The following is a 20,278-nucleotide window of genomic DNA, read 5'->3' as shown; positions in this document are numbered from 1 at the left end:
GCCTACGAGTCGGGGAACTGTCACTTCGCAGCGGCGGGCAGCGCCAGGATCGTGCCAAGGTCGCGTACGGGCCGGGCGGTGCGCAGTTGCGGGGGGAGTATGGCGATCACGTCCTGGGCGCGGGCGCCGAGGATGGTGGTGCGGTGTGCTTCGGGGACCTGGAGGTAGGCGGCGGCGGCGAGCTGGCAGGCCTCCGCGAGGCTGTGTTCGTGGATCAGGCACATGGCTTGCTCCAGGCCGAGCAGGGCCGGGTCGATACCGGTCTGCTCAGGGTACAGGCGCAGCGCCTGGTCCTGGGTGTGACGGGCCTGCTGGGTGTCGCCGATAGCGGTGTAGGTGCCGCTGCGGTAGAGCAGCAGGCGCCTCTCGGGGAATGCCCACGCGTCGTCGGCCGGGCCGGGGTCGCAGGCCTGCCAGATCCGTTCGGCGTGACGGATCGCGGTGAGCGCGCCGTCGCGGTCACCCTGGCGGGCCAGGGCGCGTGCTTCGGCGGCAGCGGCGAACGCGCCGGTGACGGTGGGCCGGTTTCGGCTGATCAGGCGTGCTTCGCGCGCCAAGCCGGCGGCCGTCTCCAGGGGCCCGTAGTAGTAGGGGAGCATCGCGGCCTGAACACGGACGCGGGCACGCAGTTCGGGGTCGCCACTGTCGTCGGCGGCAGTGCGGGCGGTGTCGTACCACTGGCCGGCGTGGCGCAGGCGGCCGAGCTTCATCAGGGCGTCGGCGACGAGGGTGGATCCGATGGCTGTCAGGGCGGAGAGCTGGACTTGGACGGTTGCCGGCTGCCGGTCGGCGGCCACCAGTCGGATCTCCTCCAGGTCTCCGATGAGCAGGGGGAGCATCTCCTCGGGCGGGGTGAAGACGTACAGCCGGCGGGCGCTGATCATCCGTTCTTCGAGCTGGTCCAGCTGGGCGGTGCTGACGCTGGCGGCGGCGAGGGTGCGGTTCAGGGAGCGGCGGGCGTCGTCGATCAGCCGGTCGAAGAGGTCACCGCTGGGAAGGACGGCGGCCTGTGCCGCACTGACCGGGCCAGTCACGGACGCCGCGGAATGAGGGGGGCCGGCCAGGTCGAGGTCGTGTGCTTCGGTGTCGTAGAGCTCGCACAGCAAATCGATGCTGCGGGGGCGAGGGCGGTTCGCTCCGGTCTCCCAGGTGCTCATTCGGTCGATGGTGATCCCGCCGGGATCCGCACCAAGCCGGGTGCACACGGCTTTGAACCGCCGTACGGCCTCTTCGAGGGTCCAGGCGCGCGCCAGGCGGTGGGCCCGCAGCCGGGTGACCGCGCAGCAGTTCTGAAGGGCATCGACGATGACACCGACGGCTGCTCCCCGGTTCTCGGGCTTGCTGATCAACCGCCTTGCGCAGACGGCTCCGTGACCTCTCGTCATGCTCACCATCTTGATGGCCGGGCCGGGTTGGTGGTAGTGGCGCGGCCGCGAAGTCGGGAATCCGTTTCCCGGGTTCGGGTCGGTTTCCGGGAGTCGGGTATCGCGGATTCCCGGTGGCGGTGCCGCTTCCCGGATTCCGCTGGTTGCCTGCCGCGGGCCTCTGGGCGGACGGTGTGGTCACCCCAGTGGAGGCCTTGGGCTCTGGACCGGGTCGTTCCCTCAAAGAGGAGTGGTGGCATGGCATCGGGTCACGACGGCTCGACCTCGGTTCTGGCAGTACGGAACGAGCCCGGCCTGGACACGACGACCGCGGAGAAGACGCACCGGGTCGAGTTGCCCTACGAGGAGTACTCCGCCGCGCTGGCGCGTCGGTCGGTGCGGCACGTGCTGCGGCAGTGGAACTTGGCCGGTATCGAGGACGACGTGCTGCTGGTGGTCGCCGAGCTGGTTGCCAACGCCGTCGTGCATGGCCGGCTCATGGAGGGGAGCGGGACGAAGGGGATCACGGTCGCGATCGGCCTGCGGGCGGGCGTTCTCGGGCTGAGGGTGCAGGACCACAACCCCGCCCGGCCGATCCCCCGGGTCGCTCGGGCTGGCGCCACGTCGGGGCGCGGACTCCTTCTGGTCACCGCGCTGAGCTCGGGCTGGACGTCCAGACCCTCCGACGACGGGGGGAAGGCGGTCCACGTGTTCTGGAACCTCGCCCCTGACCTCGGGACTCCGGCGCAGCCCGACGCTCTGCCCCGGGCCTCGTAGCCGTGAAGCAACCACCACCCGCACCGTCTCCTTGGGGGATTCATGATCGTCGCGTTGGCCGGAGGGCCTGTGCAGCACCGCCTGGCCATCGGTCAGGAGTTGTCGCGGAGCCTCAGTGGCGTGCACCTCGAGCTGGACAGCCTGCACCGGCTGCTCTTTCCGGAAGGCACCCTGATGCGCTCGGACGAGCAGGAGGAATTCTGCCTCGATGTCCTGCTGAGGGTCGCCGGATGGCACACCGACCGGCGCGCGAAGAGCCCCGTACTCCTCGCATACCCGGCGGACCAGCTACTCAACGAGGCGGCACTGTGCCGTCTCGCGGAGCGACTGGACCGCGAGGTGAGGCTCGTGCGCTACGCAGGTTCCGCGTCCCAGGCCGCGGAGGGACGCCCCCGGCCGGGGGCTGTGCCCGAGAGCGTCATCGTGGTCGACGAGCGGCGCCCGGCGGTCGAGGAGGCGACGTTCGTTCTCGGCCGCCTCGCTCGCACCGCACCGGACGGCCCGGCGCCCGCCGGAACAGCGGGTGCCCGGTGAGCGGGCGCACTCCCGGCAAATTCGTCCCGCCCACCGGTGCCACCGACGAGGACCGGAACAATTCCGAGCGCACAGCGACAGGGCACCTGCGTCGTCCGCCCCGCCCCCGGGTGACGTTGATGGCCGTGCCCGCCCTGATGCTGCCCTCGGCTGAGGTGCTCAGCCGAGGGCACCGACACGGTGACAGTATGACGCGCTGGCGCTCCAGCGGGTCTGCGGAGTGTGTCGGCAGATCGGTCTCACTCGGGGCGCTCAGCGGCGTCGGTCCAGTAGTTGGCGAGCATCTCGGCGGGCCAGGCGGGTTCGGTGACGTGTCCGCGGGGGCCCATGGCCTGGAAATAGGGCGCGATGTCGAGGATCGGTGTGCCGTGGACGGCGTCGAGGTCGGTGACGTGCAGGTCCAGGCCGTCGACGCGCAGCAGGCGCGGGTAGGAGATCGCGAGGCGGTTCGGCCGCCTGTGGTTCCTGTGCGCGAACGTTCCGGTGGCCGGCCAGCGGGGGTTGCCGCGTGGGCTGCGGGCGTGGAGTTCCACATCGTCGGGCGACCCGAGGTGGAAGTGCCAGGTGACGGTGAGGTGGCTGAACTCCTCAAGGCCCTGTACCGCGTCGAGCGGGTAGTCGGGGTTGAGGCGGATCACGGCCTGGACGCCGCCCTGGTAGTCGTCGGCCGGCTCGCGGTGGCCCCCGACGACGATGGCAACCGGCGTGACCAAGATCGGTTCTGGCATGGCGGCTTCCTGTCTCCCCTGATCGGTACGGCGTCTACCGGCGGCTTGGTACGACGGGCGGGCGGCGGGCCGGCACGGTCAGCCTACGGCCTGCAGGAAGTCGCGGGCACGCTGGTCGAGCTCGGCGGCGGCACCCTTGCCTCGGGTCCGGATGGGGGACAGGGCGCTGCGCATCCGAGTCACGGTGTCGTGGGTGCGGCCGGACTGGATGCCGGCCATGGCGTCGAGCGCCCGGTGCCAGGTGCCGCACGCCGCGTCGACGTGGCCGCGACGGGCCTGGACATCGCCCAGGTATCCGAGGGTGACGGCGTGAGTGCGGATGAGGTGCGCGGGTCGGGTGCGGACGCTGCGTTCGAACTCCGCTTCGGCGCCCGGAAGGTCGTCGAGGTCCCGCAGGGTGCAGGCGGTTTCGTGGGCGAGGCTGCCTTCGGTGAAGAACTGCACGCGGGTCGGCTCCGGGTCGTCGGCCGGGGTGCCTGCTCCGCGCAGGTCGTCCTCGGCGCGCAGCAGGGCGGCCAGCGCGTCGTGCTTGCGGCCGGCTGCGGCCAGGGCGCGGGCGTGGACGACGCCGAAGAGGGCCTTCTCGCGGTGGCTGGCGGTGCCGTAGCGGGATTCGGCCATGGAGGCCTCGGCGTACTCGAGGGCTTGGCCCGGGTGTTTGAGGTCGACGGCCTGGTGGGCGGCGGCGCGCAGGACGTGGCCGGCCAGCGCGCCGTCGCCGGCCTCGGCTGCCAGCGTCAGTGCGAGGCGGAAGTTGGCCTGGGCGCGGCCGTGGTGGCCCGAGTCGAAGTCCATCCAGCCGGCCACGTAGACGGCCTCACCGGCTGCGGAGACGAGGTCGCGGCGGGTCTGCTCATCGGGGCAGTGTCCGGCCAGGTAGTCGGCGACGTCGGTGCGCAGGTAGGCGGCCAGCGCGGCGCGCCCGGCCCGGCCGCCCAGGCGCTGGTCGCGGTTGGAGAACCAGGTCGTGGCCTCGCGCAGCGCATCGATGTGGACGCGGGTGACGGTGAGTGTGGACAGCGGTGGGCGCTCCCGGGCGAGCCGCAACCGCTGGTCCCACCACTGTTCGGAGGGGAGCGCGGTCCCGAGGGCCGAGTAGAGGGAGCTGCCGAGCAGTTCCCGGCGGTTCATCATCTCGCTGCCCCCGTGATCCGCCAGCGCGGAGAGTGTGTCAAGGTCCCAACCGAGCACCCGGTGGTTCTCGCCCTCGGCCGGGCCGAGGCCGATTTGCGACAGGGTGACCGCGCGTCCCAGACCCCGGGACAACGTCTCGCACAAGATAGCCGGAGCGCGGCCCGAGGGTCGTACTCCCCGCAGCCACTGTGCGATGTGCGAGCGGGTGACCGCCAGGAGCTCTGGGGCGCCCTGCTCCGCCGCCACTCGCCTCATGTGGGAGGCCAGGCGGTCCTGGGGCCATCCCAGTTCCCTGACCACAGCCTCGAGCCGGGTGTTGCGGGTCGGCGCCACGATGCGCTCCCTGTCCTCGAAACGATCTTTAACAGCGTTAACGGCATTCGTGTCCACTTCGGGGTTCCCCTGAGCGGTAGGAGCCGGTTCGCTCAATGTCATGACGATAAAGCCCAACGACGCAGCCAGTTGGCGACTTTGCGGAGAATCCGCGCCCGGGTGAGCCACGCGGCGCCGCCCGCCGCTCCCGGCCACCAGGACGTGCCCCGAGGCGGATCCGGCGGTGACGGAGCGAGCATCGAGCTCGTGTCCACCGTCGAGCGCACCGCAGAGCCCGCGGTGCGGACTGGGCTCACCGGATCGGCCGGGTCAGCCGCCGGCGCTGCACCGCTCAACCCGCCCGCGACCGTGCGTCCCGCCCCTGCCCGCCGCTTGCCGCCGCCCGGCCTCGTTCCCACGACCGCCCGCTTCCCGAGCCAACCGCCTGAGAAGGATCCGATATATGCCAATGACCATCTCGCCCACGCGGCACGCCTTCGCGACCCCCAGTGCCGCGCCGGCCGGCGGGCCGCGGCCATGACGGGTCTCATGCTGCCTGTCGCCCTGAGCGGAGCTTCGACGGCAGGGTTCTTCCTGGCTGCCGCGCGAGTGGGCCGGTTGAGGCGCCTGGTGGCGGACCGGGACCGGACCATCGCCGACCTTGACCGGGCCGTCGCCGACCGGGACAAGGCCGTCGACGACTTGGCCAGCGCGTCGATGCCGTCGCTGCTGACATCGGCCCGAGCCGCTGCGGCGTCCGTTCCGCAGGTCCCGATGGTCCCCGGACTGGAGGGCACCGCCTTCCACCAAGGCCTTCATGTGCTTCTCGAGGAGTTCGCCAAGGCACTGCGTAGTGTCGAGTACGAGAGCGGCCTGGCCTTCGACGCGCAGGGGCGGGAGGTCACGGCCGCAGCGGTCACCTCGGTGGCCACAAGCGTGGTCAGTCTCGTCTCCGACGTGAGCCGGCTGATCGGCGAGGCCATGCGGCGTCATTCCAGCGACGAGGTGTATGCGACGCTCAGTGAAATCGACCACGCCGTTCAGCAGGTCCTCCGTCAAGGACAGGCGTTCCTTGTGGTGCACGGCGGGGTTCCGGGTAGGCGTTGGCCCGCCCAGTCGCTGACCGACGTGGTACGCGGCGCCATCGGCCGGGTCCGCGAATTCGACCGGGTACGTCACCAGGAACTGCCGTACGAGTTGACCGGGCGAGCCGTCGAGCCGGTCGTCCACTCGATCGCGACGTTGCTGGACAACGCCCTGCGATACTCGCCGCCGGGATCCGTGGTGGAGGTCGGGTTCCTGATCGGTCACCACGGAGTCGCCGTCGTCGTGGACGACGCCGGGTTGCGGATGAATCCCGAGCAGCTGGCCCAAGCCAATGCAGTCCTGTCCGGACACCAACGGGTCGACGTCCACCGTCTGGGCCCGACCCCCGCCATCGGGTTTCCCTCCATCGCGGTCCTCGCCGCCCGATACGGCTTCAGCGCGACCGTGGAGGCCCCGAACGCCTACGGCGGTACCCGAGGGCTTCTGTTCATCCCCCACAACCTCCTCGCGGCGCCCGCTGTGACAACGGAGCCGGTGTCACAGCCTGAGCCCGCCGGCTCTAGCGGGCTCACCCCCGCACCCCCCGCGCCCGCCGCCACCCCAGGCGGCCTGCCCCGCCGTGTGCGCCACGACCCGGCCCTCGTCCCGAGGCAGGCCAGTGCCTTGAGCACGTCGCCACCCTCCGCGGCCCCTATCACCGCCTGGGCTTCCACCGTCAGGCGCGACCTCGATCCGACCACCCCCTGGGAAGAGACACGATGAACCTCGCCCCCCACAGCGCCGATCAGCCCCCCATCGACTGGCTGCTGCGCGATGTCGCAGCCCTCGCCGGGGTGCGGCACGCCGTCGTCGCCTCGGCCGACGGCCTGGTGACCGCCTACGCCGGACACATCTCCAAGGACGACGCGGACAGGGTCGCCGCGGCCGTCTGCGGCATCCAGTCCACCGCTCGCACCCTGGCCCCCTTCTGCGGGGACGCCACCAACGGCCTTCGCCAGTGCGCCCAGGAGTTCGACCAGGGATGGGTCTTCGTCGCCGCCGCCGGGCAGAACACCCTCCTCGCGGTGGCTACCGACAAGCACGTCGACGTGGGCCTGGTCAGCCATCGCATGGCGGACCTCTCAGCACGCCTGAGCGGTCAACTCTCCACCCAGGTCCGCACCGAGGGCGGCGCCCGGCCATGACCGGGGGGCGGGACACAGGCCTGGTACGCGCGTACGTGAGGGTCGGCGGGCGCCTGAGTGCCTCCCGCTGGATCGACCTCGCGTCCCTCGTCGTGGCGGCCGCCGGCCACCATCCGAACCTCGGGCCCGAGCAGCGTCAGATCATGGCGCTGCTCGGTGCTCGGGGAGCGCTGTCCGTCGCCGAGATCGCCGCACACCTGGAGCTTCCGCCCTCCGTCGCCAAGATCCTTACCGCCGACCTCATGGACCTCGGCTGCCTCGCCGCTCCCGCCCCGCACAACGCACCCGCCACCGATGTCCTCAAGGAGGTGCTCCGTGGACTGCGCAACCTCGTCGTCTAGCACCGTCTCGCGCCTGCCTCCCACCGTCGTCCGGTCCGTCAAGGTCCTCATCGCCGGGCCTTTCGGCGTAGGGAAGACCACCCTGGTGGGCAGTGTCTCCGAGATCCCGCCGTTGCGTACCGAGGAACCGATCACGCGCGCCAGCATCGGCGTCGATGACCTTGCCGGCCTCCCCGCCAAGGACACCACGACCGTCACCATGGACTTCGGCCGCCGCACCTTCGGAAGCACCGCGCTGTACCTGTTCGGCACACCCGGCCAGGAGCGCTTCGCGCCCGTGTGGGACGACCTCTCCCGCGGCGCGCTCGGCGCCCTCGTCCTGGTCGACACCCGCCGCCTGGACGCCTCGTTCGGCGTTCTGTCGGCGGTCGAGGCCCGCGGACTGCCGTACGCGGTCGCCGTGAACCGGTTCGACGACGCCCCGCGCCATCCTCCGCTCGAGATCCGGGAGGCCCTGGACCTGGCGCCCACCACCCCATTGACGACCTGCGACGCCCGCGACATGCCGTCATCGGTCCACGCCCTGATCACGCTCGTCACCCACCTTTCCCAGCCGTCGGGAGCCTTGCAGTGACCACCGCCCCGTACCCGCCGACCGGACCCCTGGCCGACCTCACACCCGTACCCCTCTACTCGGAGGAGTTCGCCGCGGACCCGCACGCCGCCTACGCCTGGATGCGCCAGCGCTTCGGTTCTTTGGTCCCGGTCGAGTTGCACCCCGGCGTGCCGGCGACCCTGGTGATCGGCTACTACACCGCCCTGCGGGTTCTCCACGATCCGGTGCGATTCCCCGCCGACCCGCGTATCTGGCAGTCCACCGTGCCCGCCGACTGCCCGATCCTGCCGATGACCGGATGGCGGCCCAACGCTCTGCGCAACAGCGGAGCGGCCCACGAGCGCTACCGCTCCGCGAACTCCGCGGCCCTGGACGCCGTCGACCTCCACCACCTGCGCGCCACCGTGCAACGGGCCGCCCGCGACCTGATCACCGACCTCGCGCGCCACGGCCAGGCCGACCTGGTCACCCAGTACGCCCTGCCTCTCGCGTTCCAGGTCCTCAACGCCCTGCTGGACTGCCCGCCTCGGATCAGCGTCCAGGTCGCGGACGGCATGGCCCGGGTGTTCGACAGCGCGCAGGGCGCCGGACAGGGCGAAGCGATGATCTCCCAGGCCCTGGCGGCGCTCGTCGCCCTCAAGCGAGCCGACCCGGGCGACGACATCACCTCCCGCCTGATCGCCCACCACACCCGCCTGAGCGACGAGGAACTGGTCCACCAGCTGGTCACCCTCTACGGCGCCGGCATCGAGCCGCAGACCCACCTCATCGCCAACGCGCTGCGCCTGACCCTGACCGACGAGCGGTTCGCGGGCAGCGTGATCGGCGGCAGCCTCACCGTGCGCGACGCCCTTGAGGAGGTCCTGCACCGCAACCCACCACTCGCCCAGTACTGCCTGTCCTACCCGCCGCTACCGGTCGTGATCGACGGGGTCCTCCTGCCGGCGCACCAGCCCGTGGTCATCGGCATGGCCGCGTGCAACAGCGACCCGGCGGTGGCCCGGGCAGGACGCGTCGGGAACCGTTCCCACCTCGCGTTCAGCGCCGGCGCGCATGCCTGCCCCGCCCGGACCCCGGCCTACGTGATCGCCCAGAGCGCCGTCGAACTCCTCATCGACGCCCTGCCCGAGATGCAACTCGCCGTCCCCGCGGACGAGCTCCGCTGGCGGCCCGGCCCGTTCCACCGCGCCCTGGCGTCGCTGCCCGTGCGGTTCCCCACCTCCGTCCCCGTCCCGGTCCGCTGACCAGACCGTCCGAAGGAGCCCGTGTGAACACCACACCGTTCGTCCTCGACCCCACCGGCCGCGACCGTGACGCCGAGAGCGCCCGCCTCACCACCGCCACAGCCACCCGCGTCGACCTTCTCGGCGTCCAGGCCTGGGCCGTCGCCGACCCGGAGGTCCTGAAGTCACTGCTCACCGACCCGCGCGTGTCCAAGGACGCCCGCCGGCACTGGCCGCTGCTACCCGAGGTCGCCCGCACCTGGCCGCTCACCCTGTGGGTCGCGGTCGAGAATATGTTCACCGCCCACGGCGCCGACCACCGGCGCCTGCGCCGGCTGATCAGTGCCGCCTTCACCGCCCGCCACGTCCAGGCACTCCGACCGCGGATCGACGAGCTGACCACCACCCTCCTCGACGACCTCGCCACCACCCCCACCGGCGAGCCCGCCGACCTGCGCGAACGCCTCGCCTACCCGCTGCCCATCCAGGTGATCAGCCACCTCCTCGGAATGTCCGACGAGATGACAGGCGACCTCGACTTCCGCCGCCTGGTCGACGCCGTCTTCGACACCACCCTCACCGCCGAGGGGGCCCGCACCAACACCTCCGCCTTGTACGCGGTGCTCGACGAACTCATCGCCACCAGACGCACCACCCCGGGTGACGACATGACCTCCTTGCTCATCGACGCCCGCGACACCGACGGCGACGGTGGCGGCCTGACCGAGCAGGAGCTGCGCGACACCCTCCTGCTCGTCATATCCGCCGGTTACGAGACCACGGTCAACCTCATCGACAACGCCCTCACCGCCCTGCTCACCGACCCAGGCCAGCTCAGCCACATTCAGGCCGGCCGTGCCACGTGGGGTGACGTCGTCGAGGAGAGCCTGCGCCACAACGCGCCTATCGCCCACCTGCCGCTGCGCTACGCCGTCGAGGACATCGAACTCCCCGACGGAACCACGGTCCTCAAGGGTGAGGCGATCCTCGCCTCATACGCCGCAGCCGGCCGCCACCCTGACCTCCACGGCGACGACGCGGGCGCCTTCGACTCCCTGCGGGCCGTCAAGGACCACCTCGCGTTCGGCCACGGCGTGCACTACTGCCTCGGCGCGCCGCTGGCCCGCCTCGAGGCCGAGACCGCCCTGCGCGGCTTCTTCGGCCGCTTCCCCGACGCCGTCCTCGCTTCCGGCGCCCGGCTGAAGCCGCTGGAGTCACTGATCTCCAACGGCCACCAGGAGCTGCCGGTCCTCCTCACCCCCGCCACCTAGACACCACCGTCCGGAGGTCAACCATGCCCCCTGATCCGTCCCCGCCGCCGCAGCACCTGCCTCTCGTCCGGACCGCGGGCGTATGCGCACTCGCGGCCACGACCGGTGCGACGGCCGCAGCGGCACTGCTCGCACACGGGCCGCGCCACACGAGCGGTGTATCGGGATGGCAGGCGGGGCTGCTCGTCGTGTTCCTCGCCGTGGCGGCCGCCGGCGCGGCGGCTGCCGACTGGACACGGGCGCGCCTTTCGACCGAGCTGCCGCAGGGGCGCTCCCCTTCCCCGGGCGGGCCGCCCGGGGCCCATGGCGGCCGTCCGGGTCAGGGCCGCACCACCACCGGTGAATCGGCCCGGCGGTCTCAGATCCGCCGGGCCGGCTTCCCCCATCGGGTCATCTCGCGTCAGGCCCGCACGGATAGCAAAGCCTCATCCCTGTCTTCCACCACGACTACCGGAGGTTCGATGCCGTACCTCACCAAGCCAAGCCCTACCACCGCTACCACCGGTCCGGCGGGCGCCCTCGTCACCTGCACCGCCTCCGGCGAGACCAGCCCGCCCCGGGGCGGGCTCACCGCCCCTGCCGCCCCGATCCCGGGGGTGAACTCGTGACCTGCCCGCACCGGCCCGCTTGCCCTGACCGCTGTGCGAAGGACGCCTCGGCTGCCGCCGCAGTGGCCTCCCACCCCGAGCAGGGATGGAGCCTGTTGTGCAACGGCACACTGTCCTTCGAGAACACGGGCGCGGTGCTGCCCGACGGCCGGATCCTCGAACCCGCCGCCCCGGCCGGCTCGGAGCGTGCCGCGTGAGCCCCAGGAGCGCTCCCGGCACCCCCCGCCCCGCTGGCCGTGCGTCGTCGCCGCGAGCGGCTGGCATCGTCTGGGTGAGCGAAGCGGAAGCGGTCACCCGCGCGGTCGCCGCGCCGTGGGAGCGGCAGACACCCGGCCCGATGACGCACCAGTCGATCCGCCCGGATTCCGCCGCGTCGGCTCGGGTCTCCAGTGCGCTGCTCGGCGGCAAGGATCACTGGGCCGTCGACCGGGACGCCGTACGACGGCTGTGCGACGCCGCACCCCATTGGGCGCAGCATGCCGCGGCCGCGCGGCGGGCCGTGCTGGGCATGGCGGCCGCGGCTGCCACCCAGGGCGTCGACCAGTTCGTCGACCTTGGCTGTGGCCTGACCACCGGTGCGGTCGGCACAGCACTCGCGCCGCTTCACACCGCCGTACTCCCTGTGTGTCGGGCCGTGTCGGTGGTCTACGTGGACCGGGACCCGATGGTGTTGGCCCATGCCCGGGCCCTGCTGCGTGCGACCGTGCCCGCCACCGTCCGCCAGGTGGACGGGGACCTGAGCGCTCCCGCTTCGCTCCTGGCAGCGCTACGGGACGATGCGGGTTCGCGGTGGCGCCGCCCGGTGGCCGTGGTGCTGTCCGACGTACTCCACGAGCTGACGGACGACCAGGCCGCAGGCTTACTGCACGCGTTGCGGGAGGCCCTTCCCACCGGCAGTGTGCTGCTGCTCACCCACCGCACCCCGGGCGAAGGTGAAGACCACGAGGCGCTGGCGGGGGCCCACGCCGAGTCCGCGCTCGCCTGGCACCCGCGCGGCGCCCGGCAGGTCGCGGCGCTGGCTGGCGGGTGGCAGCCTTTGTCCTGGGGACGCACCCGCCGGATCCCCGGCTTCGTGACGCTGGCTGTCGGCACCGGGAGGTGGGCCGCATGAGCGGAGCGGCGCCCACGACGATCACCACTACGGCCGCTCCCGCAGCGGCACGCCAGGGCGTAGATGGCGTGGATCAGGCGGTTCCGGCGATCACGCGGTGGAGCGGCGAGTCGGTGGACCACAGCCTGGTTGTCGGCGACGGCCCGGGCGGCGCCCGGCTCGCCTACCACCGGGAAACACCGGCCGACCGCGTGCACGGCGTGCTCGTCCTGCGCTGCACCGGCCGCCAGGGACTGGGCGAACCGCTATGGCAGGCCGTGCACTTCGGCCGGCAGGTCCGCTGCATGCTCAAACTGCTCTGCCGCGTCTGCGAGAAACCGGCCGATCAGAGCGACCAGGGCGTGCTCTGGCTCCTGCCGCACCCCAAGACGCCGGGCGGCCACCCGCGCGCCCTTCAGCCTGGCTGGCCGGACGGTACCGTGACCGAACACCCCCCGGTCTGCGCCGCTCACGCCCTCTCCGCCCCGCGCCACTGCCCGGCTCTGCGAGGCGCCCGGCTCGTACGGACCCTCGAAACGCGACTGTTCGGCGTGGCCAGCCTGGCGTTCGACCTCAGCGGCCCTGGCCCCCCACCCCATCCGCGGCCAGTTCGCCATGCACTCCCCGGACCTCAACCGCGTGGCAGCGACACACCTGCTGCGCACCCTGGCCGACTGCAGCCCCATCAGCGAGCGGCAGCTACGCGCCGACCTCGTCCACCGAGGAATGCGCCGTTGAACCCCACACACCGCTCCGACCTCGCAGGCGAGCGGACCCACGAAGTGCCCACGCGACACATTGCCCTCCGCCCGCAACGACCGCCCAACCCGGACGCTCGCCCAATGGCACCCCCGCGGCCCTGCGCGGGGCGGCGGCCTCCCGATCGCCCCGTCGCATCCTGACGAAGGAACCACATGACGCACATCCCGCCGGACACTCGTCGCAGGCTGGGCGCTCTCCTGCTCGGCGCCCATCTGCGTCATCTGCGCGAATGCCAGAACCTGACATCTGCCGATGTCGCCGAACGCGCACCTGGCCCGCACCGCGTGAGCGCTGGCGATGTCAGCGACGTGGAAGCCGGCCGCACCCCGGTGCCTGCATTCGCCGGCCTGGGTCGTCTCGGGGCCGTTCTGGGGGCCTGCGGCGGCGGCCGAATCGCGCTAGCCGACTACCACCAGGTCCTCGCGGCCTGCCAGCGTGAGGACCTCGGCGCGGCCCTGGTCGACGACGCCCTCGCCTGGCCCCACCGCTACCAACTCCTGGAGCAGGAAGCGGCCCGAGTGCTCCTGGCGGCCACCGCCACCGTGCCGGGCCCGCTGCGCACCGAACAGACCTGGGCGGCCCTGAGTATGGAGGGGGACTACGGGGTTCCCGTGCCGCGAGCGAGGGAGTTCTCGGCGCCGTCCGCAGTGCCTGGGGCGGGGTGTGAGCTGTGCGTGATGTACCGCGCCGATCCCCTCGCCCAACCGGGCACCAGGGGCGCGTGGCAGCGGGCGGTCGCCGAGGTACGGGCCGCCGCGTTCGACAAGCGCATCCGCCGCGGGGGCGCCACGGAAGCGGTCGTGCTCCTCGACGAGGGAGTCCTCTACCGCCGCGGTGGCAGCGCGCGTATCCACGCCGCCCAGATGGGCCACCTCGCCGACCTGACCCGCCACCACCGGCTGCAGGTGCGGGTGGTGCCGTTCAACGCCGGGGCGCTGCTCCGTTACGAGATGGCGGAACTCGACCTCGGGGATGGGCGGACTGTGACGGCATCGCTCGGCGACGCGGGCGTCTCCTACCGCGACGGTCCAGACCCCAGCCTGCGCTTGGCGATGGAGCGATCCCTCGGCCCGGACATTAGCGGCGAACTGCTCGACAAGGCCGCAGCCGGCACCCTGCGCCCGCCCCGTCGGGGCTGGTAGCCGGCCAGGTACGCGGTCACGGCCCACAGCCTCGTCCACCCCCACCACGGCCGTTCGGCGACCGTCGGCGGCAGCGAAACCATTTCGAAAGGAAGCACACCTCGTGCACTGCAGCAGTGTTGGCCCGCAGCCGAGGCGTCCGGACGACCCCGCGCAGGTTGCGGACCCCGGCTTCGGCCAGGACACGCATCCCCTGCCGATCGAGGAGCGGGTCAGCGCCGTCCAGCGAGCCACCGGTGTTCCGGTGGCCCTGCTGGACGGCGGACGGGATCCCCTGCGCATCAGTGCCGAGAGCGACCGGATCGACGGCGCCCTGCGATTCACCGGCAGCCGCACCAGCTACCCGGACGGCGTGGCCGTCTCGGTGCGTTATCCGACGTCCTTCCCCGACCCTGATTCCGAAACCGCGACAGACACCCTGGAAGCGATCGAGGCCTGCGGCCTGTTCGAGGACGGCGTGCTCATCGTCGACGGCGCCGCTGTGCGCGCCGCGGGGTACCGGCCGGTCGCCGGCGGCCCGGTGCGTTCCTGGACCGCGCAGTCGGGTGGGTGGATCGTCACCGTCCACGGCAGAGCGGACGACGGGGCAGTCGTCCGGGTCCTGGGCGCTCAGAACCCGGCGGCGCCCGGCCGCCCCACCATCCCCGGGACCATTTGACCCCCGCCGCTTGCCGCCCGCCGCTTCCCGCCCGTCACCACTCCGTCCCTCGTCGAGGATCCTTATGCCCTCCTCCCGCCACAGCGGCCCTTCGCCCGCGTCCTCCCTGGCATCGCCGTTGAGGGTGCCGCTGCTCCCCGGAGAACACGGCCCTTATCACCTGATGCGCCGTATCGGCGCCGGCGGCACCACGACGGCCGTCCGCGTCAGCTATGGCAGCGGTACCGACCTGTGGTCGTTTCCGCCGCGGACGGCGGCCCCCACGGCCGCCCGAGCGGTACTCGGCGCCGAGGCGGTCGAGGGCCCGGTCGTCTTCGTGCGCGTCGACGGGCACCACCACGCGGCACCGCAGCACGCCGCGGGCCGCGCACGTGCCCGCATCATCTCCCTGAAGGACGCGGTGCTCGCTCTGGTGACACGGCAGGGGCCTACCGGGTCGGTGGCGCGTGTGTGGCTGGACACCGTTCCGCAGGGGGCCGTGCCCGCCGCTTCGGACAGCTGCTTGCACGCCGCCGACGAGGACGCTCTGGTCGGCGCCGCGTGTGAGGCGCCCGGCCGTTCGGGCGGTATGCCGCGCCCGGGCATGGGGGTCGCGCGGTGAGGGGCGCCCAGGTGCCGCCGCCCTCGCCGATTGGCTTGCCGGCCGCCTCCGCGTCGTGGGCGTGGGTCCGCAGGTTCGCCGGGCCGCTGTCGCTGGACGCGGTCGCGAACGCGATCGGCTGCCCCGTTGATGAGGTCGACAGCGCCCTGACCGTTCTGAGCGCCGCTGCCGGAGCCCGCGACCGGACCGCGTTGGTGGCCCGGTACGCGCTCGCCGGGCATCTCCTGCCCCGAGACTTCGGGGCGGAGGCGGGCCCGGGCCCCGACCCGAGGGACCGGCTGATCCTGCGGATGCTGGCGCGTGGACTGAGCGGGGCGACTATCGCCGACGAGGTCGGTGTCACCCTCCAGACGGCTGCCCGGTACCAGGTCGCGGCACTGGCCCGGATGGGCTGCACCGAGGTGCACCAGGCGGTGGGTCTCGCCTGCCTGACCGGACTCGTCCGGGCGTCCGACGTGGGTGTCGCGACGGACGCCGTCCGCCGTCCGGAGGCGCAGGGCGATGAGCTGCTGCGTGGCCTGCTGGCCCCGGTGCGGCTGGCGCTGATGTCCGGGCGGGCCATGGTCGTGGCACCGCGCCGCGAGCAGCCGGCACTGGCCGCACTTCTTGCCGGGCGCGAGGCCGGGCCCGGCAGCCGGATCCTCGCCGTCGCGCGGCCCGGTGTCCACTGGCCCGAAACCGTCAAGGCGCTCGCCGCCGGCCGCCGCGACCACGGCGAGGTCGTGGCGGTCCTGACCCGAGGCGAGGCCGACCACCCCGCCCTCTCGACCCCACCGGGCGTCCCGGTGGCCACTCACCAGGCCCAGCTGGCGCGCCTGGTCGGGTCTACGCTGCCCGCCACCGTCATCGTCTCCCCGGGCGGACTCGAGATCGCCCGCGAGGCCTGGCGCAAGGCACGTCACCAGCGCCCTTACGACCTCATGCTGGCACTCGACGCGCACGTGCCGGACATCGCGGCGAGGGCGGGGCGCCACGAGTACTGCCCGCCGGCCCGGGCGACGGTGTGGCTGACGTCCACGCCCCGGCTGGTCTCGACCGACCGCACCAGGACCGAGGGCGCCGACCTCTACGCCACGGGCCCGATCTGCGCCGCCCTGACGCCCCGCCAGGCCGCCGACGCCGGGCGGATGCGCGACCTGCGGATCGCGGCCGCCCCGCTTCCCGCCACCACGGGCTCCCGGACCCACCTGCACCGTCTCGTCCTAGACCTGGCCGCCGCCCACGGCAGCACGCGGGTCGTGGTCCTGTGCTCCAGTACGACCGAGGCACGCCGACTGGAACGCGAGATCACCGCCGCCGCCGGCGCCGAGAGCGTGCAGGCCGTCGTGCTCGCCCGGCGCCACGCGCAGCCGGAGACGATGGCACAGTTCACCGGCGGCGGCGAACGCCTTCGCGTGCTCCTGACGCGCGGTCCGCTTCCACCCGGCCTGGACCCGGACCTCCTCGTCCAGGCCACCGACCAACATCCCGCCGCGGACACCGCCGCCAGCCTCGAAGCCGCGCTGACTCCCTCCGGTCCGGGAACGCGGCCGCTACTGGCGGTGGCCCCCGTCGGCGGTCAGAGCCACGCATGGACCTTACTGGCAGCCCTGGCGGGCGCTGCGGCGGCCCTGGACCCGGACCTGCGGGCCGCCCTGCGCACCGCCCGCGACAACCTGCCCGACGACGGTTGGCAGGGACTGGAGTTCACCCTGCCCGGACTGACGGCCGAGAGCCGGCAACGCGCCCGCGCGGTGTGCGCGTGGGCGCCCACGACCTGGGACGAGGAGATGACACGAACCCGCGACCGGAACACGGCCATCCACCACCGGGCCCTACCCGCCACCGTCTCGCCCAGCGGCCGGCGACTGGACACCTGGCTCGCCCGCCACCGCACACCCGCCGCCGCTCACACCACACTCCCCGCCCCTCGCCGATCGCCCATGCCCGCCCGACCCACCGGAAGCCGCACCGCATGACCACCACCGCCAACCCAGCCCCCGCGACGCGCCGTGCCACCTTCACCCCGGCCTTCGCCCCAACCCGGTACCGCCTCGTCACCGAGACCGTGACCGCACTGGCGCGCACCCTGGCGACCGACGAGGACTCGCTCGCCTGGGCCCTGCTGCTGTGCCGCCCCGACACCGAGGCGGACATAGCACGCACCCACAACGTGCCAACCGACGCCGTGCGCCGAGCGGCCAGGGGACTGGCCCAGCGCTCCGGCTGCGCCACACGCGCGCACGTCTGCGCGGCCTACTACCTGGGCGGCCTCATCGGCCCGCTTGCTCCGACCGGCCCGCTGACGGGCGTGCGAGACCTGACCTGGACCGACCAGGTCCTGCTGCGCCTGACCGCCCGCCTCACCACGCCCGAGATCGCGGCCGAACTGGCCGTCACGCCGGACACCGCCCGCCGCCGCGTCGCCCGCCTGCTTGCCGCGCTCCAGACCAATGCGACCCACCTGGCGGTCCTCGGCGCGGCTGCCGTGGGCCTGGTGCGCCCCTTCGACGTACGCCCCGACGTGGTCCTGCCGGAACCCGCCGTCGACGACAGGCTGCGTCCGGCCGCGGACGCTCTGGGCGCCGCGCTGGCCACGGCCCCGCACCGGGTGGTCGGACAGATCCCGCGTCCCGAACAGGCCCAGGCGTCGGTGGCCGCCGCGCTTGCCCTCCTGGGCCTGCGCAGCCGCGTTCTGGTCGTCGCCCCACACGGGCCCGCCTGGGACACCGCGCTCACGGTGTGGCAGTCGGCCCGCGCCGATGCCGGCCACGTCGCCGGCGTTCTCGTCCCCGGCCAGCTGGCGCACCACACGGCGCTGTCCGAGAACCGGCCAGTGGCAACCTCTGCGCGCCACCTGCTGGACCTCGCCGGTACGCGCCTGCCCGTCACCGTCGTCACCACGCCCGAGGCCCTGACCACCGTGGCCGCGATGCACCGCCTGGGCCCGGTCGCCGGCTGGGACCTGATCGTCACCCTCGACCCCCACCCGGCGGGCACCGAGCCCTCCCTTCCCGCCGCCGCCCACCTGACCCTGGCCTCGACCTCGATCCCGACGTCGACCACCGTGCCGTCGGTCTCGGCCACAGCGCTCGCCGTACACTGCGGGACCAGCGATGCCGGACGGGACGGCCGCCTGCGCGGCTTCCGCCTGCTGGCCACCGCCCCACCGCCCTCCGCCCCCACCGGACGCGGTGCGACGGCCGACCTGGCACTGCTGCTCCACGACATCACCCGCCGCCACGGCCTGCGCCGTGTCCAGGTGGCCTGCTCCTCCGCACTGCAGAGCCGCCAGCTCACCGCCGCCCTTGACCGGAGCACCGCCACAATCCCGGACGGGCAACACCCCCGCTCGCTGTGGACCAAAACGCTCACCCCGCACACCGCACCCTCGCAACGACACATCGCACTGACCCACTTCGCCGACGGAGGCGAGACCCTGCGCGTCCTGCTCACCCACGGCCCCGTGCGCGCCACCGGAGCCGACGCCCTTCTGCTCCTCGACCAGCCCGATGCCCGGGCGGCGGCCGAGATCATCGAGTGGGCGCTGGATCCCCGCGGACGCGCCACCGGCCTCCCGCTCCTGGTGGTCGCCGCGCTCGCCCCCGACCGCCCGGCGCCCGGATCCTCCACCCCGGATCCGGTGAGCGTGCTCACCCGGGCGGCAGCCCTGCTCGACCCCGGCCTGGCCGAGCGCGCCGCCGCGCACCCGATCGGCTCCGTGCGGCCGTGGCTCGAGACGGACCTGCACCTGAGCGAACGACACCACGAGCAGATCGCCGCCGCAACAAACGCACTGGTCGGCGCCGGGGAGTGGGAATGACCGTGCTTGAAGAGACCGTCACCCAGGTGCCGGGACGTCGCGTATCCGCCGGGCAGGCCGTCACCCGCCTGCACCTGGCCGCCATGCGCACGACTCAGGGCATCGATTGGTCCGCCCTGGCCACGGCGGCACACCTGACCTCCCGCCGGATCGAGGAGATCGAGAGCGGCCTCACCACGCCGACCGCCCGCCAACTCGGGGCTCTCCTCGGCGCACTGGGCGCCCCCGACGACCTCGCCACGCTCACCACGCTGTCCGCCGACTCCCGCGAGGCCGTCACCGACCGGTCCCGGGGCTGGGCCGCACGCCTGTCGAGCGTGCTGGGAAGTGCCACGAGCTGGCGCTCCGCGTGTGGGGGAGAGGTCCCCTTGGGATTGCGTACCGCCCGCTTCCACGAGGCATGCCTGCCGCCTGTGCTCACCGGGTGTGTTCCCGCTGACCGTTCGGCGCTCGCGACAATCGCGACCACGGCGCCGGGTCGTTGGACGAGGCCGTTGGTGCTGCTGGACGAGGTCGTGCTAGACCGTCCCGCGGGTGGTCCCGCGACGGCGGCCATTCAGCTCGAACACCTCTTGGCGTTGCAGGAGAGCCGGAGGGTTTCGATCGCGGTCGTCGTCTCGGAGGCAGCTCATCCCGGATCCGCGCTCATCGAGGTGACGGCCCGCCATGTCGGTCCGGTGGTCGTCGAACTCGTCCCCGACGGGGTCCTCTACCGCACCGGCCAGGCGGCGGCCGACGCGATCAGCGTGATCGACTCCGTCCAGCACCGCGCCGGCTCCGTCACGAGTGCACCAGAGCGCCTGCGGTGGGCGGCCCGAGGAATGCGTGCACGCACCCGTTCCCGGCGCGGGTCCAGCACTCCGGCCTGGGCGAAGGGCACACGATGACCCACCAGAGCACGGTGCCGGCCACGGAGGCTGTAGGCGCGGAGGATCGCCCCCTGCGGGGGCAGGCCGCTGAAGTGCGGCAGCCGACCGGGGACATCGCCGCTACCGCGTTGCCAATGATCGCCGGCGACGCCGCGCCGGGCACACTCCTCGCTTCCGGCCTTAAGAGGTCCTAACAAAAGTCGTAGTCGCGTGACTGTCGGTTGATGTGCTCGTTAGTCCGTCCGTGGGGAAGAGGGAGTCTCGTCCGTGGGTCG

At 72.8% G+C, this 20,278-nt stretch carries 19 protein-coding genes; 16 read left to right on the top strand and 3 right to left on the bottom strand.

Going from position 1 to position 20,278, the window contains the following annotated elements; genetic code table 11:
- Positions 1-20 precede the first annotated feature (20 nt).
- A complete protein-coding gene (locus ABT263_RS24985) occupies positions 21-1,385 on the bottom strand; it encodes an NsdA family TPR-like regulatory protein (RefSeq protein WP_352293371.1) in 1,365 nt (454 codons plus the stop codon).
- Between the two features lie 237 nt (positions 1,386-1,622).
- On the opposite strand from ABT263_RS24985, the gene ABT263_RS24980 reads away from it, so the two are divergent.
- Entirely contained in the window at positions 1,623-2,141 is a 519-nt protein-coding gene (locus ABT263_RS24980; RefSeq protein ID WP_352293369.1) for an ATP-binding protein, read from the top strand.
- Between the two features lie 42 nt (positions 2,142-2,183).
- Positions 2,184-2,675, top strand: coding sequence for a hypothetical protein (locus ABT263_RS24975; protein WP_352293366.1), 492 nt, complete (start codon positions 2,184-2,186; stop codon positions 2,673-2,675).
- A gap of 239 nt (positions 2,676-2,914) precedes the next feature.
- On the opposite strand, the gene ABT263_RS24970 is transcribed toward ABT263_RS24975, so the two are convergent.
- Entirely contained in the window at positions 2,915-3,403 is a 489-nt protein-coding gene (locus tag ABT263_RS24970; protein ID WP_352293364.1) for an SAM-dependent methyltransferase, read from the bottom strand.
- A gap of 78 nt (positions 3,404-3,481) precedes the next feature.
- A complete protein-coding gene (locus ABT263_RS24965; protein ID WP_502885856.1) occupies positions 3,482-4,972 on the bottom strand; it encodes an NsdA family TPR-like regulatory protein in 1,491 nt (496 codons plus the stop codon).
- Between the two features lie 144 nt (positions 4,973-5,116).
- On the opposite strand from ABT263_RS24965, the gene ABT263_RS24960 reads away from it, so the two are divergent.
- The 14 genes from ABT263_RS24960 (at position 5,117) to ABT263_RS24895 (ending at position 20,021) form a co-directional block, all read left to right on the top strand.
- Complete coding sequence (locus ABT263_RS24960) at positions 5,117-6,658, top strand: hypothetical protein (RefSeq protein ID WP_352293358.1); 1,542 nt, start codon at positions 5,117-5,119, stop codon at positions 6,656-6,658.
- A complete protein-coding gene (locus ABT263_RS24955) occupies positions 6,655-7,080 on the top strand; it encodes a roadblock/LC7 domain-containing protein (RefSeq protein WP_352293355.1) in 426 nt (141 codons plus the stop codon). The genes ABT263_RS24960 and ABT263_RS24955 overlap by 4 nt, the downstream gene beginning before the upstream one ends.
- Positions 7,081-7,115: 35 nt before the next feature.
- Positions 7,116-7,421, top strand: a complete 306-nt coding sequence (locus ABT263_RS24950) for a DUF742 domain-containing protein (RefSeq protein ID WP_352293352.1) — start codon at positions 7,116-7,118, stop codon at positions 7,419-7,421.
- Entirely contained in the window at positions 7,375-7,995 is a 621-nt protein-coding gene (locus ABT263_RS24945; RefSeq protein WP_502885855.1) for a GTP-binding protein, read from the top strand. The genes ABT263_RS24950 and ABT263_RS24945 overlap by 47 nt, the downstream gene beginning before the upstream one ends.
- A complete protein-coding gene (locus ABT263_RS24940; RefSeq protein ID WP_352293346.1) occupies positions 7,992-9,221 on the top strand; it encodes a cytochrome P450 in 1,230 nt (409 codons plus the stop codon). Before ABT263_RS24945 ends, ABT263_RS24940 begins: the two co-directional genes overlap by 4 nt.
- Positions 9,222-9,244: 23 nt before the next feature.
- Positions 9,245-10,471 (top strand): cytochrome P450 family protein, encoded by a 1,227-nt coding sequence (locus ABT263_RS24935; RefSeq protein ID WP_352293343.1) that lies wholly within the window; start codon positions 9,245-9,247, stop codon positions 10,469-10,471.
- A gap of 604 nt (positions 10,472-11,075) precedes the next feature.
- Entirely contained in the window at positions 11,076-11,276 is a 201-nt protein-coding gene (locus ABT263_RS24930) for a DUF5999 family protein (RefSeq protein ID WP_352293340.1), read from the top strand.
- 74 nt (positions 11,277-11,350) lie between these two features.
- Positions 11,351-12,190 carry an SAM-dependent methyltransferase gene (locus ABT263_RS24925; RefSeq protein ID WP_352293337.1) on the top strand — a complete coding sequence of 280 codons (840 nt, stop codon included), beginning with the start codon at positions 11,351-11,353 and terminating at the stop codon, positions 12,188-12,190.
- Positions 12,191-13,083: 893 nt separating this feature from the next.
- Positions 13,084-14,073 (top strand): Scr1 family TA system antitoxin-like transcriptional regulator, encoded by a 990-nt coding sequence (locus ABT263_RS24920; RefSeq protein WP_352293334.1) that lies wholly within the window; start codon positions 13,084-13,086, stop codon positions 14,071-14,073.
- A 244-nt stretch (positions 14,074-14,317) separates the two neighbouring features.
- Positions 14,318-14,731: a hypothetical protein gene (locus ABT263_RS24915; RefSeq protein WP_352293331.1), complete on the top strand. Its 414-nt coding sequence runs from the start codon at positions 14,318-14,320 to the stop codon at positions 14,729-14,731.
- A gap of 124 nt (positions 14,732-14,855) precedes the next feature.
- The gene (locus ABT263_RS24910; protein WP_352293328.1) at positions 14,856-15,332 is read left to right on the top strand and encodes a hypothetical protein; all 477 of its coding nucleotides are present in this window, start codon (positions 14,856-14,858) and stop codon (positions 15,330-15,332) included.
- 35 nt (positions 15,333-15,367) lie between these two features.
- Positions 15,368-17,290 (top strand): hypothetical protein, encoded by a 1,923-nt coding sequence (locus ABT263_RS24905; protein WP_352293326.1) that lies wholly within the window; start codon positions 15,368-15,370, stop codon positions 17,288-17,290.
- A complete protein-coding gene (locus ABT263_RS24900) occupies positions 17,287-19,134 on the top strand; it encodes an AsnC family protein (protein ID WP_352293324.1) in 1,848 nt (615 codons plus the stop codon). Before ABT263_RS24905 ends, ABT263_RS24900 begins: the two co-directional genes overlap by 4 nt.
- Positions 19,131-20,021: a Scr1 family TA system antitoxin-like transcriptional regulator gene (locus ABT263_RS24895; protein WP_352293322.1), complete on the top strand. Its 891-nt coding sequence runs from the start codon at positions 19,131-19,133 to the stop codon at positions 20,019-20,021. The genes ABT263_RS24900 and ABT263_RS24895 overlap by 4 nt, the downstream gene beginning before the upstream one ends.
- Positions 20,022-20,278 lie beyond the last annotated feature (257 nt).

The sequence above is a fragment of the Kitasatospora sp. NPDC001603 genome (assembly GCF_040298365.1).
Classification (GTDB): Bacteria; Actinomycetota; Actinomycetes; order Streptomycetales; family Streptomycetaceae; genus Kitasatospora.
Note: the sequence above shows the minus strand (reverse complement) of the source record. Positions and strands in the feature narration are given on the sequence as shown.

Excerpts from the sequence above, each read along its gene's own strand:
- ABT263_RS24965 (WP_502885856.1), bottom strand. The coding sequence starts at position 4,972 with ATGACATTGAGCGAACCGGCTCCTACCGCTCAGGGGAACCCCGAAGTG.
- ABT263_RS24975 (WP_352293366.1), top strand. The coding sequence starts at position 2,184 with ATGATCGTCGCGTTGGCCGGAGGGCCTGTGCAGCACCGCCTGGCCATC.
- ABT263_RS24895 (WP_352293322.1), top strand. The coding sequence starts at position 19,131 with ATGACCGTGCTTGAAGAGACCGTCACCCAGGTGCCGGGACGTCGCGTA.
- ABT263_RS24900 (WP_352293324.1), top strand. The coding sequence starts at position 17,287 with ATGACCACCACCGCCAACCCAGCCCCCGCGACGCGCCGTGCCACCTTC.
- ABT263_RS24985 (WP_352293371.1), bottom strand. The coding sequence starts at position 1,385 with ATGACGAGAGGTCACGGAGCCGTCTGCGCAAGGCGGTTGATCAGCAAG.
- ABT263_RS24955 (WP_352293355.1), top strand. The coding sequence starts at position 6,655 with ATGAACCTCGCCCCCCACAGCGCCGATCAGCCCCCCATCGACTGGCTG.
- ABT263_RS24980 (WP_352293369.1), top strand. The coding sequence starts at position 1,623 with ATGGCATCGGGTCACGACGGCTCGACCTCGGTTCTGGCAGTACGGAAC.
- ABT263_RS24920 (WP_352293334.1), top strand. The coding sequence starts at position 13,084 with ATGACGCACATCCCGCCGGACACTCGTCGCAGGCTGGGCGCTCTCCTG.
- ABT263_RS24970 (WP_352293364.1), bottom strand. The coding sequence starts at position 3,403 with ATGCCAGAACCGATCTTGGTCACGCCGGTTGCCATCGTCGTCGGGGGC.
- ABT263_RS24945 (WP_502885855.1), top strand. The coding sequence starts at position 7,375 with ATGTCCTCAAGGAGGTGCTCCGTGGACTGCGCAACCTCGTCGTCTAGC.